General features: G+C 75.2%; 16 protein-coding genes. 10 read left to right on the forward strand and 6 right to left on the reverse strand.

What is annotated here, in order from left to right; genetic code table 11:
• Positions 1-51 precede the first annotated feature (51 nt).
• The gene (locus MY520_RS14055) at positions 52-1,098 is read right to left on the reverse strand and encodes a biotin carboxylase N-terminal domain-containing protein (protein ID WP_436692735.1); all 1,047 of its coding nucleotides are present in this window, start codon (positions 1,096-1,098) and stop codon (positions 52-54) included.
• A 206-nt stretch (positions 1,099-1,304) separates the two neighbouring features.
• On the opposite strand from MY520_RS14055, the gene MY520_RS14060 reads away from it, so the two are divergent.
• Positions 1,305-1,379 carry a 50S ribosomal protein bL37 gene (locus MY520_RS14060; RefSeq protein WP_014377707.1) on the forward strand — a complete coding sequence of 25 codons (75 nt, stop codon included), beginning with the start codon at positions 1,305-1,307 and terminating at the stop codon, positions 1,377-1,379.
• Positions 1,380-1,699: 320 nt separating this feature from the next.
• Here the strand turns inward: MY520_RS14060 and rsrA are convergent, their stop codons facing one another.
• Together rsrA and MY520_RS14070 are read right to left on the reverse strand one after the other, a co-directional pair.
• Complete coding sequence (gene rsrA / locus MY520_RS14065) at positions 1,700-2,035, reverse strand: mycothiol system anti-sigma-R factor (protein ID WP_436692737.1); 336 nt, start codon at positions 2,033-2,035, stop codon at positions 1,700-1,702.
• Positions 2,032-2,715: a sigma-70 family RNA polymerase sigma factor gene (locus MY520_RS14070; protein ID WP_436692739.1), complete on the reverse strand. Its 684-nt coding sequence runs from the start codon at positions 2,713-2,715 to the stop codon at positions 2,032-2,034. Before MY520_RS14070 ends, rsrA begins: the two co-directional genes overlap by 4 nt.
• Before the next feature lie 224 nt (positions 2,716-2,939).
• Here MY520_RS14070 and ybaK point away from each other — a divergent pair, with 224 nt between their 5' ends.
• Positions 2,940-3,413 carry a Cys-tRNA(Pro) deacylase gene (gene ybaK / locus MY520_RS14075; RefSeq protein ID WP_436692741.1) on the forward strand — a complete coding sequence of 158 codons (474 nt, stop codon included), beginning with the start codon at positions 2,940-2,942 and terminating at the stop codon, positions 3,411-3,413.
• A gap of 67 nt (positions 3,414-3,480) precedes the next feature.
• Here the strand turns inward: ybaK and MY520_RS14080 are convergent, their stop codons facing one another.
• Both MY520_RS14080 and MY520_RS14085 read right to left on the reverse strand, forming a co-directional pair.
• On the reverse strand, positions 3,481-5,022 hold the full coding sequence (locus MY520_RS14080) for a fused MFS/spermidine synthase (RefSeq protein ID WP_436692742.1): 1,542 nt from the start codon (positions 5,020-5,022) through the stop codon (positions 3,481-3,483).
• 1 nt (position 5,023) lies between these two features.
• Positions 5,024-5,770 (reverse strand): SOS response-associated peptidase, encoded by a 747-nt coding sequence (locus MY520_RS14085; protein ID WP_436692744.1) that lies wholly within the window; start codon positions 5,768-5,770, stop codon positions 5,024-5,026.
• A 176-nt stretch (positions 5,771-5,946) separates the two neighbouring features.
• On the opposite strand from MY520_RS14085, the gene MY520_RS14090 reads away from it, so the two are divergent.
• The 8 genes from MY520_RS14090 (at position 5,947) to MY520_RS14125 (ending at position 15,432) form a co-directional block, all read left to right on the forward strand.
• On the forward strand, positions 5,947-7,407 hold the full coding sequence (locus tag MY520_RS14090) for an NAD-dependent succinate-semialdehyde dehydrogenase (protein WP_436692746.1): 1,461 nt from the start codon (positions 5,947-5,949) through the stop codon (positions 7,405-7,407).
• A gap of 56 nt (positions 7,408-7,463) precedes the next feature.
• Complete coding sequence (locus tag MY520_RS14095; RefSeq protein WP_436692747.1) at positions 7,464-7,904, forward strand: YdeI/OmpD-associated family protein; 441 nt, start codon at positions 7,464-7,466, stop codon at positions 7,902-7,904.
• Between the two features lie 23 nt (positions 7,905-7,927).
• Positions 7,928-9,196 carry a 3-phosphoshikimate 1-carboxyvinyltransferase gene (gene aroA / locus MY520_RS14100; protein ID WP_436692749.1) on the forward strand — a complete coding sequence of 423 codons (1,269 nt, stop codon included), beginning with the start codon at positions 7,928-7,930 and terminating at the stop codon, positions 9,194-9,196.
• 88 nt (positions 9,197-9,284) lie between these two features.
• A complete protein-coding gene (gene rsgA / locus MY520_RS14105; RefSeq protein WP_436692750.1) occupies positions 9,285-10,301 on the forward strand; it encodes a ribosome small subunit-dependent GTPase A in 1,017 nt (338 codons plus the stop codon).
• A gap of 68 nt (positions 10,302-10,369) precedes the next feature.
• Positions 10,370-11,077 carry a GntR family transcriptional regulator gene (locus MY520_RS14110; protein WP_436692752.1) on the forward strand — a complete coding sequence of 236 codons (708 nt, stop codon included), beginning with the start codon at positions 10,370-10,372 and terminating at the stop codon, positions 11,075-11,077.
• A gap of 93 nt (positions 11,078-11,170) precedes the next feature.
• Positions 11,171-13,003, forward strand: coding sequence for an allophanate hydrolase (gene atzF, locus MY520_RS14115; protein ID WP_436692754.1), 1,833 nt, complete (start codon positions 11,171-11,173; stop codon positions 13,001-13,003).
• 52 nt (positions 13,004-13,055) lie between these two features.
• Entirely contained in the window at positions 13,056-13,751 is a 696-nt protein-coding gene (locus MY520_RS14120) for a cysteine hydrolase family protein (RefSeq protein WP_436692756.1), read from the forward strand.
• Positions 13,752-13,767: 16 nt separating this feature from the next.
• Positions 13,768-15,432, forward strand: a complete 1,665-nt coding sequence (locus tag MY520_RS14125; protein WP_436692757.1) for a hypothetical protein — start codon at positions 13,768-13,770, stop codon at positions 15,430-15,432.
• A gap of 36 nt (positions 15,433-15,468) precedes the next feature.
• Here the strand turns inward: MY520_RS14125 and MY520_RS14130 are convergent, their stop codons facing one another.
• Complete coding sequence (locus MY520_RS14130) at positions 15,469-16,005, reverse strand: DUF2087 domain-containing protein (protein WP_436692759.1); 537 nt, start codon at positions 16,003-16,005, stop codon at positions 15,469-15,471.
• Position 16,006 lies beyond the last annotated feature (1 nt).

A 16,006-nucleotide genomic window follows, 5' to 3' on the forward strand; every position in this document is an offset into this window, starting at 1 on the left:
CCTCGCTGACCTGCGTCCATCCAAGCACGCGGGCCGACGGCGGCCGTCCGGTCAGCTCCTCCGGGCGGCGTGGCCGGCGGCGAGCCGGTCGAGCACGGGGAGGATCTCGGGCCCGTCGTGCGGAACGCCGGTCTCCGGCAGGCCGGTGAGGACCTCGCTGGCCGCTCGGGCCGCGGTGGCGGTGTCGGGGCCACTGGCGCTCACGGTTGCGAGCAGGGCGTCGTACCAGCCGTCGAGCCGGTCGCCGGGGTCGTAGCCGCTCACCGCCACCAGCTCGACGTCCGGCCTCGCTCCCGTCCGCCGTCCGGACTCCGGCAGCCGGCCGGTGACCCGGCCGGCCGATCCAGGCGGCAGGGTCGACCGCAGCTGGACGACGACCGCCTTGCGCGGCGTGCGGCCGGCCGTCTCCCGGGTGACGGCGCGGCCCCGCACGGCGCCGCGCAACGCCAGGTCGACGGCGTCCACGCCGTGCGCCCGCTCGAGGACAGCCATGTCGAGGGAGAACCCGGCGGCCACCTCGGCGAGCTCGCCGTCGGGCGAGATGCCGACGGTGACCAGGCCGCGCCAGCCGATCTCCGACAGCCGCTCAGCCGCGGGCGGGAGCTCGACCGGTTCGTCGGGGGTCCAGGAGACCCGGGCGATGCCGGCGGCGCGGTCGCGGGAGACCGGCGTGGTGTAGCGGAGCCCGGCGTCGGTGACCCAGGCGAGGAGGCCCCGCTCGCTGGCCGGCTCGACCCCGTCCCCGCCCAGCCGCTCCAACACGGCCGCGGACGGCCCGACCCAGGTCAGCCCGGCGGCGACGACGGCGCCGGCCAGCCGGGCATTGCCGGCCAGCGCGGGCGGCACCGGGAGGACGGCGGCGACCCCGCTGCGCCGGGCGGCCTCGACGATCCGGTCGACGGCGAGGTAGGACTCGGCCGCCGGCGCCGGGCCGAGCAGCACGGCGTCGTCGGCCAGCCGGACGTGCCGGGCGGACCGCTCGGCCTCGGAGTGGACGGCGACGGCCTTGACGCCCAGTCGCGAGCAGGCCGCCACAACCGCGCACGCCGCCGGGCCGCGCCCCGCCACGAGCACGCTCTCGATCCCGCCCTGTGGCACCGTGCCGTCCTCCCCGAGTGCACCGTCGTCCGTCCCCAGCCTCACCGCTGCCCGGCCGGACCGCCACAGGCAGGCCCGGGCGGGCGCGTGAGAAGCTGGGGCGTCAGCTTGACGGGTCGACCGGTGCCACGCACACGGGGGCACCGGGGCACGGACGCAGAAGGGCCCCTCGGGGCCGGAACACCGACGAGGAGAGGAGGGCAGCGATGTCCAAGCGTGGACGCAAGCGGCGCTCCCGCAAGGGGAACAAGGCCAACCACGGCAAGCGCCCCAACGCGTGACGACAGCCCCGGGAGCATCGAGCGAGCGCCAGCGAGCGAGGCGCGGACCGGGGCGCGGAGTCACGCACATGTGCGACGCGTGACGACAGCCCCGGGAGCATCGAGCGAGCGCCAGCGAGCGAGGCGCGGACCGGGGCGCGGAGTCACGCACATGTGCGACGCGTGACGACAGCCCCGGGAGCATCGAGCGAGCGCCAGCGAGCGAGGCGCGGACCGGGGCGGGGAGCACGCTGAGAGAGTGCCCCGTCTTCCGGGACGGGGCCCCGACGCGAGAGGCCCGGGACCCTGACGGGTCCCGGGCCTCTCGCGTTCAGCAGTCGTCAGGCGGTGGGGCGCTCCTGCGTCCGCTCGGCGGACACGCGCTCGACGCTCACCTGGGTGCCGTCCTCCTCGAAGGCGACGCTGGTCAGCTGGACCTTGATCCGGTCGCGCAGGCCGGGCGGCGGGGCGTCCCCACCGCAGCGACGGCGGACCAGCGCCTTGAACTCCTGCTCGATGCCGAACTGCCGGAGACAGGGCGAACAGTCCTCGAGGTGCTCGGCGATGAGGTCACGGCGGGCGTCGTCGGTCTCGTGGTCGAGGAACTCGAAGACGTGGGACAGCACGTCGTCGCACGAGTGGATCTCGATCGGGTCGCCCCGGTCCTCGTCGCTCACGACTGCGTCGCCTCCTCGCCGGTGCCGGCGCGGACGAAGCCGCGCTCGCGTGCGTAGTCGGCCAGCAGCTTCTGCAGCCCCCGGCGACCGCGGTGCAGACGGGACATCACCGTGCCGATGGGCGTGCCCATGATCTCGGCGATCTCCTTGTAGGCGAACCCCTCGACGTCGGCGAGGTAGACCGCCAGCCGGAAGTCCTCCGGCAGCTGCTGGAGGGCCTCCTTGATGTCGGAGTCCGGCAGGTGGTCCAGCGCCTCGATCTCGGCCGACCGCAGCCCGCTGGAGGTGTGCTCCTCGGCGGCGTACAGCTGCCAGTCCTGCACCTGGTCGGTGGGGTACTGCTGCGGCTGGCGCTGCTTCTTGCGGTAGCTGTTGATGTAGGTGTTCGTCAGGATCCGGTACAGCCAGGCCTTGAGGTTGGTGCCCTCGGCGAACTGGTGGAACGCGGAGTAGGCCTTGACGAAGGTCTCCTGGACGAGGTCCTCGGCGTCGGCGGGGTTGCGGGTCATCCGCAGCGCCGCCGGGTAGAGCTGGTCGAGGAAGGGCAGCGCGTCGCGCTCGAAGCGGGCGTCGCGCTCGGCGCGCGTCTCCGCCACCTCGGTACGGCTGCCGCCTGCGCGCGCCTCGGGGACCTCCACCGGGGCGGTCTCGGGGTTCAGGTCCGCGGACTCCTCAGGCACCGACCGTCCTCTCTGCGGACCCCGGACGCGGGGTACCGCCTCGGTCGATCCTAGCCGCGCGGTGTCGGGGCGGCCCGGGGGCCGCCGGTGCGCGACCCGGTGGCGGGCGCTGGAGGACAGGGCGTTGCTCACGGGCTGTCCAACCGCGCCGGTGCGCGCCTCCATTCCCGTGCGACCCGGATCTCCGTCGCCGTCCCCTGGGCCCCTGGCTAGGCTCCCGCGCCGTGGCGGCGACCCCGGCGGTGCGGGCCCTGGAGAAGGCCCGCGTGCGGCACACCCTGCACCCCTACGACCCTGAGCACCCCTCCGACCAGGGGCACGGCGAGGCCGCCGTGGCCGCGCTCGGCGCCGACGCGCGTCAGGTCTTCAAGACCCTGGTGACCCGGGTGGACGGCGCCCTCACCGTCGCCGTCGTCCCGGTGAGCGGCAGCCTTGATCTCAAGGCGCTGGCCGCCGCCGCGGGCGGACGCCGGGCCGCGATGGCCGAGCCGGCCGACGCCGAGCGGACGACGGGCTACGTGCTCGGCGGCATCAGCCCCCTGGGCCAGCGCAAGGCCCTGCCGACCGTGGTCGACGAGTCCGCGCTCGGCTTCGACACGGTGCTGGTGAGCGCCGGCCGGCGGGGCCTGCAGGTCGAGCTGGCCCCGGCCGACCTGGTGCGGCTCACCCGGGCCCGCACCGCCCCCATCGGCCGCTGAACGCCGTCGCTCTCCGCGGAGAACGACGGGAGTGTCAGCGACGGTTTCCGCGGAGAACGACGGGGTGTCAGGAGCCGGGGGCCGCGTACGGGGTGAGCAGCTGGTCGACCGGCGCGTGGTCGTCGGTGAGCACCTCCGCGTCCCCGACGAACCCGTCCAGCCGCTCGCCGTCGGTCACCCGCCAGGTCAGCCCGTGCCCGCGCAGCGCCGCGTCGATCGCCGCGGTGGGCAGCGGCTGCCGGGAGGCGACCGCGACGACGTTGCCGCCGTCGTCCCCCGCCAGCACCGCATCCCGGGCCAGCAGGCCCACGTGCGGGAAGACGGCGCGCAGGGTGGCCAGCTCCGCGCGGACGAAGCCCATCGGCGGGTGGTCGATGAGGTTCGCGACGTACACGCCGCCGTCGGTGAGCGCGTCGTCGACGAGCCCGAGCGCCTCCACGGTGGTCAGCTGCCACGGCACCGACAGCCCACCGAAGGCGTCCCCCACCACGAGGTCGCGCTCCCCCCGCGGCTCGTCGGCCAGGCCCACCCGGGCGTCGACGACCCGGACCCGCAGCTCGTCGCTCTCGACCAGCCCGAGCTGCTCGCGGTCCATCGCGACCACGCCGGGGTCGACCTCCAGCACGAGACTCGTCGTCCCGGGGCGGACCTCGGCCAGGTAGCGCGGCACGGTGACCCCGCCGCCGCCCAGGTGCAGCGCCGACAGCGGCTGCCCCTCCGGGGCCATCGCGTCGGTGACCGCGGCGATCGCCCGGACGTACTCGAACTCCAGGTGCGTGGGGTCGGCGAGGTCGACGTAGGAGTGCCGCAGGGTGTCGAGCCGGAGCACCCGGCCGGTCTCCCGCTCGGGATCGGCCACCACCCGTGCGCAGTGGTAGGCGGTCTCGGCCTCGCACGGCGTCGGCGCGACCGCCGCCAGCAGCGAGCCGGCGAGCGCGAGCACGAAGAGGCCGACCGGCACCCGGCCCGCGCCGCCGCCGGCCCGGCGGTGCAGCAGCAGCCCCACGGCGCCCCCGGCGAGCACGGTGACCAGGCCGGTACCGACGAGGATGCCGCTGGTCGGGAAGATCGCGATGAGCAGGAACCCGGTGACGAACGTGGCCGCGATCCCCCCGAGGGTCCCGATGCCCGACAGCCGGCCGACGACGGAGCCGGTCTCGGCCAGGCTGGCCAGCTGCAGCTTCACCACCATGGGCGGCACCGCCGACAGCAGCGCGGCCGGGACGACGACGGCGACCGCGGCCAGCAGCAGCACGCTGCCGGCGTCCGCCCCGGTCAGCCACGAGCCGGCGAAGCGGACCAGCGGGAGGACGGCGACGACCAGCGCGCCGCCGGCGACCATGAGCGGGGCGATCAGCCGCCGGGGGTCGGTGCGGTCGGCGGCCCACCCGCCGGACCACGCGCCGAGCGCGATCGCGGCCAGGGCGAACCCGATGACGGCGGTGTTGGTCTGCAGCGTGATGCCGACGTAGGGCGCGATCAGCCGCAGCCCGGCGATCTCGAGCACGAGCACCGCGCCCGAGCACAGGAACGTGACGACCACGGCCACCCAGTCCGGCAGGGCGCCCGGCCGGGTCGCGGGCTCGACCGCCTCCTCGATACCGGCCACCTCAGAACAGCGCGGGCTGGTCGGCCGGCGCGCTGACCGACTCGGCGCGGGCGGTCAGCTCGGCGCCGTTGTTCTTGACGCTGTTGACGGCGGTGGTCACCGGCCGCAGCTCCAGCCCCTCCACCAGCTCGGGCGGGGTGGGCTCGGTCAGCGCCTCGACGTCGTCCCGCCCCGGGTCGAGCCAGTCCGCCCAGCGCTCCTGGGGCAGCAGGAGCGGCATCCGCTCGTGGATCTCGGTGAGCGCGCCGACGGCGGGGGCGGTGACCACGGTGCAGGTGTACAGCCGGTCCTCACCCCGACCCCAGACCTCCCACAGCCCGGCGAAGGCGAGCACCGAGCCGTCCTCGGGGGTGATGAAGTAGGGCTGCTTGCCCGGGGAGTCCAGGCGCTTGGCCCACTCGTACCAGCCGTCGGCGGGCACCAGGCAGCGCCGGGAGCGGGCGGCGGCCCGGAACGCCGGCTTGTCGGTGAGCGACTCGACCCGGGCGTTGAGCAGCCGGTTGCCGACGGAGGCGTCCTTCGCCCACGAGGGCACCAGCCCCCAGCGGACCGAGCGCAGCTCGCGGTGCCCGCCGCCGGTCGGGCTGCCCTCGGCGTCGCGCTCCTTCTTGTGCCGCACGACGTAGACGTCCTTGGTCGGGGCGACGTTGTAGTCGGCCGGCAGCGCGGACTGCCCCTCGGCGCGGACCGCCTCGAACTCCAGGACGAGGTCCTCCGGACGGCGGCTGGCGGCATAGCGGCCACACACGGTGCGCACTCCCTCCCCGGGCGGGCGCAGGTCCGCCCGGACGACGGCCGGCGACCCCTGCGGTCGCGAGCCTAGATCCGACTCCCGTCCGGTGCGGGCCCCTGCGCGTGCCCACAGGGGTCAGGGGTAGACCTGGGGTGCGACACAAATCGACACGCGACGGAGGACACACAGCAGTGACCACCACCGAGACCTCCCCGGCCGGCAAGACCGCGAGCGACGCCGGCGACCGGCCGTACGCGACGGTCGACCCCACCACCGGACGGACCGAGAAGGAGTTCCCCTTCCTCGACAGCGGCGAGGTGGAGGGCGTCGTCGACAGGGCGCACGCGGCCTTCCTGGAGTGGCGCCGCCGCTCCGTCGACGACCGCGCCGCCGTCGTCGGGCGCATCGGCGAGCTGGTGACCGAGCGCCGGGACGACCTCGCCGCGCTGATCACGAAGGAGATGGGCAAGCCCGTCCGCGAGGCCGCCGGCGAGGCGATGCTCGTGGCCGGCATCTTCGACTACTACGCGAAGAACGGCCCGCGCTTCCTCGAGCCGCGGCCGATCGACGTCATGGACGGCGAGGCGGTCGTGGTCAACGAGCCGACCGGTGTCCTGCTGGCCATCGAGCCGTGGAACTTCCCGCTGTACCAGGTGGCCCGGGTGGCCGCGCCCAACCTCGTGCTGGGCAACGCCATCCTGCTCAAGCACGCGGAGAACAACCCGCAGACCGCCCTGGCCCTGGAGCAGCTGTTCCACGACGCCGGCGTCCCCGAGGGCGTCTACACCAACCTGTTCCTGCGGATCTCCGACGTCGAGAAGGTCATCGCGCACCCGCACGTGCATGGCGTGACGCTGACCGGCAGCGACCGGGCCGGCAGCGCGGTGGCCTCCCTGGCCGGCCGGTACCTGAAGAAGTCGGTGCTCGAGCTCGGCGGCAGCGACCCGTTCATCGTGCTCGACGCCCCCGAGCTGCAGAAGACGGTCAAGGCCGCGGCGATGTCGCGGACGATGAACGCCGGCCAGGCGTGCATCGCCGCCAAGCGGTTCATCGTCATGGACGACGTCTACGACGAGTTCGTCGCCGGCCTCGCCGAGGTCTTCCAGGGCCTGCAGCCCGGTGACCCGAGCGACCCGTCCACCCGTCTGGGCCCGCTGTCCTCCGAGCGGGCCGCGGCCGACCTCACCGCACAGGTGCAGGACGCGGTCGACAAGGGCGCGACGGTGCTGGCCGGCGGCGGCCGCCCGGACCGCGAGGGCGCCTTCGTCGACGCGACCCTGCTGGCCGACGTCACGCCGGAGATGCGGGCCTACCGCGAGGAGCTGTTCGGCCCCGTGGGCGTCGTCCACCGCGTCTCCAGCGAGGAGGAGGCGGTCCGGCTGGCCAACGACACCCCGTACGGGCTGTCGGCGACTGTGTTCAGCGGCGACGTCGAGCGCGCCCGGAAGGTGGCCGACCAGGTGGAGTCGGGCATGGTGTGGATCAACTCGCCGTCCGGCACCTCCCCCGAGCTGCCCTTCGGCGGCGTGAAGCAGTCCGGCTACGGCCGCGAGCTCTCCGAGCTCGGCATGTTCGAGTTCGCCAACCGCCGGCTGGTGCGCACGGCCGGGGCGAAGAAGGCGAGGCCTGCGGACGCCGCGGCCGCCGGCTGACCGGTGTGACGGCCCGGGTCCTGTCGCCACGGGACCCGGGCTGCCAGGCTCCGGCCATGAGATTCAGGACCACGATCGAGCTCGGCGGCAAGACCGCGACGGGCATGCAGGTGCCGGCCGAGGTCGTCGAGGCGCTCGGGGCCGGGAAGCGGCCCGCGGTCACGGTCACCGTGGGCGGGCACACGTACCGCAGCACCGTCGCGCCCTACACCGGCGCGTACTACCTCCCGCTGTCGGCGGAGAACCGGACCGCCGCCGGGATCGCCGCCGGCGACACCGTCGAGGTCGAGGTGGAGCTGGACACCGCCCCGCGGGTGGTGGAGGTCCCGGCGGACCTCGCGGCCGCGCTGGACGCCGAGCCCGAGGCCCGGCGCCGCTTCGACGCCCTCTCCTACAGCCACCAACGGCGGCACGTGCTCGCCGTCGAGGGCGCCAAGGCCGAGGCGACCCGGCAGCGCCGGGTGGCCTCGGCCGTCGCCATGCTGCTGGAGGGCTGAGCGCGCAGGGCAGACTGGGCGCCGTGACGCTGGTCTGGACGACGCCGCACCGCGCGACCCCGGTGGACGCCGTCGTGGCGCTGCCCGGGTCCAAGTCGCTGACCGCCCGTGCGCTCGTGCTGGCCGCCCTCGCCGACGGCCCGAGCCGGCTGGTGCGCCCGCTGCGGGCCCGCGACACCGACCTCATGGCCGCCGCCCTCCGCGCGATGGGCGTGCGGATCGACGACGACGGCGACGACTGGCTGGTCACCCCGGGCGCGCTGACCGGGCCCGCCGAGGTCGACGCCGGACTGGCCGGCACCGTGCTGCGCTTCCTCCCGCCGGTCGCCGCGCTGGCCACCGGACCGGTCCGGCTGGACGGCGACCCGCGGCTGCACGAGCGGCCCAACGCCGGCCTGATCGCGGCGCTGCGCGACCTCGGCGTGCGGATCGAGGACGGCGGCCGCGGCCGGGCGCCGTTCACCGTGCACGGCACCGGGCGGGTGCGCGGCGGGGCGGTGACCGTCGACGCGAGCGAGTCCTCGCAGATCGTCTCCGGGCTGCTGCTGGCCGCCGCCCGCTTCGACGAGGGCGCCGACCTGGCCCTGGCCGGCGGGCTGCCGTCGATGCCGCACGTGGAGATGACGGTGGAGTCGCTGCGCGGGCACGGCGTCGCGGTCACGCCGACCGAACGCGGCTGGCGGGTCTCCCCCGGACCGATCGCCGCCCGCGACGAGATCCTCGAGCCCGACCTCTCCAACGCCGCTCCCTTCCTCGCCGCGGCGCTGGTGACCGGCGGGCGGGTCACCGTCCGCGACTGGCCCGAGGCGACCACCCAGCCGGGGGCTCAGCTGGACCGGCTGCTGGCGGAGATGGGCGCCTCGGTGACGCGGACCGCCGAGGGGCTGCAGGTCACCGGTGGCGGCGCGGTCCGTCCGCTGGTCGCCGACCTGGGCCAGGTCGGCGAGCTGACCCCGGTGCTGGCCGCGCTGTGCGCGCTGGCCGACGGCCCCTCCCGGCTGACCGGCATCGGCCACCTGCGCGGGCACGAGACCGACCGGCTGCAGGCCCTCGACGAGGTGCTCACCGCGGTCGGCGCCGGCGTCGAGCAGCTGCCCGACGGGCTCGTCGTCACCCCCGGCCCGCGCCGGGCGGCCCGCCTGGACTCCTACGCCGACCACCGGATGGTCATGGCCGCGGCCGTCCTGGGGCTGGCGATCGAGGGCGTCGAGGTCGCCGACCCCGGCGCGGTGACCAAGACGCTGCCGGACTTCACCGACCGGTGGGCTGCGATGCTGGGAGCCGGGCACTGAGCCGCGCGATGACGACGGGCGAGCGGGCACCGCAGGGAGATGCCCGTCGCCGGCAGGGAGTGAGCATCGCAGCGGCCGGAGTCGAGCCGTGAGCCGACGCCACGACTCGCGCTCGGACGAGGACGACATCCGGTTCCGGCCCAACCCACGGGGTTCGCGGCCGCGCACCCGGACCCGCCCCAGCCACGACGACGCCGTCCCCGGCCTGGTGGTCGCCGTCGACCGCGGCCGGATGACGGTGCGGGTCGACGGGCCGGACGGCGGTCCGGTCGAGGTCACCGCGATGCGCGCCCGCGAGCTGGGCCGGCACGGGGTGGTCGTCGGCGACCGCGTGCGGATCGTGGGCGACACCAGCGGCCGTCCCGACACCCTCGCGCGGATCGTGGTCATCGAGGACCGGACGACCTCGCTGCGGCGCACCGCCGACGACACCGACCCCACCGAGCGGGTGGTGGTGGCCAACGCCGACCACCTGGTCGTCGTCACCGCGGTCACCGACCCCGAGCCGGCGCTGGGCTTCCTCGACCGCTGCCTGGTCGCCGCCTACGCCGGCGGTCTGGAACCGCTGCTCTGCCTCACCAAGACCGACCTGGACAGCCCGCAGCCGCTGCTCGACCGCTACGCGGGGCTGGACGTCGACGCCGTCCCGATGTCCCGCGAGACGTCCCTGGACGATCTCCTGGCCCGCCTGCAGGGGCGCATGAGCGTCCTGGTCGGCCAGTCCGGAGTCGGCAAGTCGACACTGGTGAACCGGCTCGTGCCCGACGCTCTCCGCGCCACCGGCGAGGTCACCAGGGTCGGCAAGGGCAGGCACGTCTCGTCGTCCACGGTCCTGCTGGACCTGCCCGGCGGCGGCACGGTCATCGACACCCCGGGCATCCGCTCCTTCGGGCTGGCCCACGTCACCGCCGAGGACGTCGTGGCCGCGTTCGACGACGTCGCCGAGGCCGCGGCCGACTGCCCGCCGGGGTGCGGGCACACCGCCGAGGACCCCGACTGCGCCCTGGACACGTGGGCCGACGCCGGCCCCCCGGCCCGCCGGGAGCGGCTGGAGAGCCTGCGCCGGCTACTGGACGCCGTCGGCCAGCTCGGCCCCGGCTACTGACCAGGGCTTCCTACACTGGGTGCACCGGCCGGTCCCCGCCCGCGCCGGGCACACAGACGGGAGCTCCCGTGCAGCTGGACCACCTGGCCGGCGAGGCGCTGCTCGCGTCCGGGGCCCGGCTGCCCGCCGAGGCCGGCATCGAGCAGCCCAGCCTCGTCGAGCTGGCCACGGACCGGCTGCGGGCCGAGATCCTCTCCGGCGCCCTCGCGCCCGGCGAGCGCATCGTCGAGGACCAGATCCGGCGGCGCTACGGGATCAGCCGGGGGCCGCTGCGAGAGGCGCTCCGGCTGCTGGTCCAGCAGGGTCTGATCGAGCACCTGCCCCGCCGGGGCGCACGGGTGTGCGACTGGTCGCCGACCGACATCCGGCAGCTGTTCGGCATCCGGCACGTCCTGGAGCGGCACGCCGTCGCGAGCGCCCTCCCGCTGAGTGCCGAGGCCGGGGACCCCCTGGCCACCGTGCGGGACCGGCTGGCCGACATGCGCGCGGCCGAGGAGCGCGGGGACCGCCTGACGAAGGACGACGCGCATCGGGCGTTCCACGCCGCGGTCGTCGGTCTCGCCGGCAACCGGCAGCTCGAGCTGGCCCTGGCGCCGGTGCTCCTGAAACTGCAGCTGCCGATGGCGGTCAACCTGCGCCGGGAGGCCGAGCTGCACTCCCCCGGCCAGGGCCTGGACCGGCACGCGGCCATCCTGGCGGCGCTGGAGTCCGACGACGTCGACACCGTGCTCGAGGCGCTGGACCGGCACGGGGAGCTCACCTACCTGCCGCTGTGACCACCGCCCGCGGACGGCGCTGAGGACTCGCACATCCAGCCGTAACCCCGCGGGCACTGCGATCGAAACACTCGATTGTCGACAATCGACCGCATGCTCCAGGCGTCGTCCGGACCACGACCGGGCCCCACGATCGGGGCGCTGCTGACCCGCCTGCGCAGCGGCGCCACCTCCCCCACCGCGGTGGTCGACGAGGTCGCCGACGTCCTCGCCGCACGCGGGGACGACGGCGTCTGGATCAGCACGTACGACCGCTCCGCGCTCCGGGCCCGGGCAGCGCAGCTGGAAGCCGACCCCGCGGCGCGCGAGCTGCCGCTGTACGGCGTCCCCTTCGCGGTGAAGGACAACCTCGACGTCGCGGGGCTGCTCACCACCTGCGGCTGCCCGGAGTACGCCTACGTCCCGGACACCACCGCACGGGTCCTCACCCGGTTGCTCGACGCCGGCGCCGTCCTGGTGGGCAAGACCAACCTCGACCAGTTCGCGACCGGGCTCAACGGCACCCGCTCGCCCTACGGCATCCCGGCCAACGTGCACGGCGGCGACCTGATCCCGGGTGGCTCGAGCTCCGGGTCGGCGCTCGCGGTGGCCACCGGGCAGGTCCCCTTCGCGGTGGCCACCGACACGGCCGGCTCCGGCCGGGTGCCCGCCGCGCTCAACGGGATCCTCGGCGTCAAGCCGTCCCGCGGGCTGCTCAGCACCACCGGGCTGGTGCCCGCCTGCCGGTCCCTGGACTGCGTCAGCATCATGGCCACCGCCGTCGACGACGTCCGCCGGGTGCTCGACGCCGCGGCCGCCGTCGACGCCGCCGACCCCTGGTCACGGCCGCGGCAGCGCCGCTCGGTCCGCCGGCCCCGCATCGGCCTGCCACCCGCCGGCGACCTCGACTTCCTCGGCGACGAGCCGATGCGCCGGGCGCACACCGCGGCCCGGACCACGCTGCCGGCAGCGGGCGAGGTGGTCGAGGTGCCGCTCGACCCCTTCCTGCGGGCCGGCGACCTGCTCTACCAGGGCCCCTGGGTGGCCGAGCGACTCGCCGAGTTCGACCGCTTCCTCGCCGCGCACGCCGGCGCGGTGCACCCGGTCGTGGCCTCGGTCATCGAGGGCGGCCGGCGGTACACCGCCGTCGACGTCTTCCGCGCCCAGTACCGGCTGCAGGAGCTGCGGGCCGAGGTCGGCCGGCTGTTCGAGGACGTCGACGTCGTCGTCCTCCCGACGATCGCGACCACCTTCACCGTCGCCGAGGTGCTGGCCGACCCGGTCGCCACCAACACCGCGCTGGGGCTGTACACGCACTGCGGCAACCTGCTCGACCTCTGCGCCGCCGCCGTGCCCGCCGGGTACACCGACGACGGCCGGCCGTGCAGCCTCATGGTCCTCGGGCCCGCCCTCGCCGACGACGTCGTCCTCGATGTGGCCGCGGGGCTGACCGGCGCCGCACCGACACCGGCCCCGGCACGGGTACCCACCGCGCCGACCGCCACCACCGAGCTGGCCGTCGTCGGCCACCACCTCGCCGGCCAGCCGCGCAACGGCGAGCTCGTCTCCCGCGGGGGCTCGCTGCTGGAGACCACCACGACGAGCGCGGACTACCGCCTGTTGCGCATCGGCGGCGCGGTCGCCGTCCCGGCGCTGCTGCGCACCGCGGCCCCCGGCGCGCGGATCGAGGTCGAGGTGTGGCAGCTGCCCGCGGCTGCCCTCCCGGGGTTCCTGGCGGGACTTCCCGAGGTGCTGGCGCTCGGCCGGGTGCAGCTGGCCGACGGCCGGACGGTGTCCGGCCTGGTGAGCGACGCCTCGGTGCTCTCCGGCGCGACCGGCCACGACGTCACCGACATCACCGCGGCGGGCGGCTGGCGGCGCCACCTGGCCCGCGTGCCGGCGCCCGCCACCGCCCCGCTGCCACCGCTGGCCCTGCCCACCCCCTGAGCCGACCGCCGCTGCCTCTCCCGACCCCCGTCCCCCGTCCCAGGAGCCTGCCGTGAGTCCATCCGTCACCGTCGCCGCCGACCCCGGTCCGTTCCCGCTGCCCGAGGCCCGGGTGGCACTCCTCGTCATCGACATGCAGCGGGACTTCCTGCTGCCCGGCGGCTTCGGGGAGAGCCTGGGCAACGACGTCACCCGGCTGCAGCGGATCGTTGCGCCCCTGGCCCGGCTGCTCGGTGCGGCCCGCGCAGCGGAGCTGTTGGTGGTGCACACCCGGGAGGGCCACCTGCCGGACCTCTCCGACTGCCCGCCGGCGAAGCTGAGGCGCGGCAACCCGAGCCAGCGGATCGGCGACCCGGGGCCCTACGGCCGGATCCTGGTCCGCGGCGAGTTCGGCCACGACATCGTCGACGAGCTCGCCCCGCTCCCGGGGGAGCCGGTGATCGACAAGCCGGGCAAGGGCGCCTTCCACGCGACCGGCCTGGCGGAGTTGCTGGACGGCCACGGCATCACCCACCTGCTGGTCACCGGCGTGACCACCGAGGTGTGCGTGCACACCACGGTCCGCGAGGCCAACGACCGCGGCTACGAGTGCCTGGTCGTCGCCGACTGCGTGGGCTCCTACTTCCCCGAGTTCCACCGCGTCGGCCTGCAGATGGTCAGCGCCCAGGGCGGGATCTTCGGCTGGGTCGCCGACTCCACCGCCGTCCTCTCCGCTCTCCTCGCGTCTCCCGCCCCCTCCCCCGTGTGAGTCAGGAGCCCCCGTCATGAGCACCGGAACCCCGGCACCGCCCACGTCCCCACCCGCCGTGACGGTCCCCTGGTGGACCCGAGGGGACACCAACGCCTTCTTCGGGCTGGCCTTCAACATCCTGGTGAACGTCCTCACCCTGACCGGGCTGATGATCGCGGTGGTCGGCCTGCCCGCCGGCGACGTCCTCGGCACGGTCCTGCCGGCCCTCGGCATCGCGCTGGTCCTGGGCAACGTCTACTACACGTACCTGGCCCGCCGGCTGTCCCGGCGCGAGGGCCGCACCGACGTCACGGCCCTTCCCTACGGGCCCAGCGTGCCGCACATGTTCATCGTCGTCTTCGTCATCATGCTGCCGATCTACCTGAGCACGAACGACCCGGTGCGGGCCTGGGAAGCGGGCCTCGCCTGGGCGTTCGTCATCGGCGTGATCGTCCTCATCGGCGCGTTCGTCGGCCCGATGATCCGCCGCTTCACCCCGCGCGCGGCGCTGCTCGGCACGCTGGCCGGCATCTCGCTGACCTTCATCTCGATGCGGCCGGCCGCCCAGATCTGGGAGTACGCCTGGATCGGCCTGCCCGTGCTCGCGATCATCCTCATCGGCTTCTTCACCGACGTCCGCCTGCCCGGGAACATCCCGGTGGGATTGGCGGCCCTGCTGGTGGGCACCGCGATCGGCTGGATCGGCGGCGCGATGTCGGTGCCCGACGTGACGGCGGCGGCCAAGGACATCGCGGTCGGGCTGCCCGACCTGCGCGTCGACATGCTGCTCCGCGGGCTGTCCGACCTCGCCCCGCTGCTGGCCACGGCGATCCCGCTCGGCGTCTACAACTTCACCGAGGCGATGAGCAACGTCGAGAGCGCCGCGGCCGCCGGGGACAGCTACAACCTGCGTAGCGTGCTGCTCGCCGACGGCACCGGGGCGATCGTCGGCTCCGCACTGGGCTCCCCGTTCCCACCGGCGGTCTACATCGGTCACCCGGGCTGGAAGGACGCCGGCGGGCGCGCCGGTTACTCGATGGCCAGCGGGGTGTTCATCGCGGTGCTGTGCTTCCTCGGCCTGTTCGGGTTGCTGTCGGCGCTGCTGCCGCTGCCGGCGATCGTGCCGATCCTGCTCTACATCGGCCTGCTCATCGGCGCCCAGGCGTTCCAGGCGGTGCCGCGCATCCACGCCGCCGCCGTGGTGATCGCGATCCTGCCCAACATGGCCTCCTGGGCCACCGGGCTGATCGACAACTCGCTGGCCGCGGCCGGGACGTCCGCAGCGGAGGTCGGCAACGAGGCCCTCGGCAACGCCGGGGTGGTCTACGGCGGGCTGAACACGTTCGGCCAGGGCGCGGTCCTGGCCGGCCTGGTGCTCGGGGCGCTGGTCACGTTCCTCATCGACAAGCGGTTCGTCGCCGCGGCCGCGGCGGCCGCCTGCGGCGCCGTCCTGAGCTTCATCGGCCTCGTCCACGCCCCGCAGGTCGACTGGGCGGCCAATCCGCCGGTCGCCCTCGGCTACCTGCTGTTCGGAGCGGTGTGCCTCGGCTACGGCCTGCTGGGCCGGAACCCTCAGCCGGTGACCGTGGCAGCCGAGCACGCCCCCACGCCCCCGGCCGCGGACGCCGCGCCCCTCGCCGACCCGACCGTGCCCGAGCCGCGGACGGTGCAGGGCGCGGCGACCGAGCCCACCGCCTGACCGGGAGCCTGCGCGGGCGCCCAGGAGGGGCCGTCCTCAGACGTCGACCCAGCCGCCGCTGCGCCAGTAGAGGCCGGCCTCGCGGGTGAGCAGCCCCTCGTCGACCAGGTGGCGGCGCAGCGCGGCCGTGTCGGGGTGCCAGACCGCGAGCAGCGCGTTGACCTCCCGCTCCGGGTACCGGACTCCGACGTCGAACACCCGCACCAGGTGCTCGAGCACCACCCGGCGCTTGCTCCGCTGGGCCGGGATCGAGACCAGCCGCCCGCCGCGCACGAACGCGGACAGGACGGCGTCCTCGGCTGGGTCGTCCGACAGCGGCTCGGGCGGCGGCGCGGACCGCGCGGCGGCCCGGGCGGCGGCGCCGAAACGGTCGGTCAGCAGCTCGAGGTCGTGCCGGTCACGGCGCACCAGGCCGGCGCGGGCCAGCCGCCGGGCGGCCAGGGCGACGTCCTTGAGGGTGAGCCCGCTGGCCTGCGCGACCTCCTCGATCGTCCCGGCACCGAGGGCGAGGGCGGCGACGACCTTGAGGCGGGCCGGGTCGGCGAGCAGGCCGGCGATCGTCGCGGCGTCCACG

Origin of the sequence: Geodermatophilus sp. CPCC 205506 (assembly GCF_051383635.1) — a bacterium.
Taxonomy (GTDB): Bacteria; Actinomycetota; Actinomycetes; order Mycobacteriales; family Geodermatophilaceae; genus Geodermatophilus.

What these genes read in the sequence shown, in the direction of transcription:
- MY520_RS14095 (WP_436692747.1), top strand. Translation starts at nt 7,464, where the DNA reads ATGAGATTCAGGACCACGATCGAGCTCGGCGGCAAGACCGCGACGGGC.
- atzF (WP_436692754.1), top strand. Translation starts at nt 11,171, where the DNA reads ATGCTCCAGGCGTCGTCCGGACCACGACCGGGCCCCACGATCGGGGCG.
- MY520_RS14125 (WP_436692757.1), top strand. Translation starts at nt 13,768, where the DNA reads ATGAGCACCGGAACCCCGGCACCGCCCACGTCCCCACCCGCCGTGACG.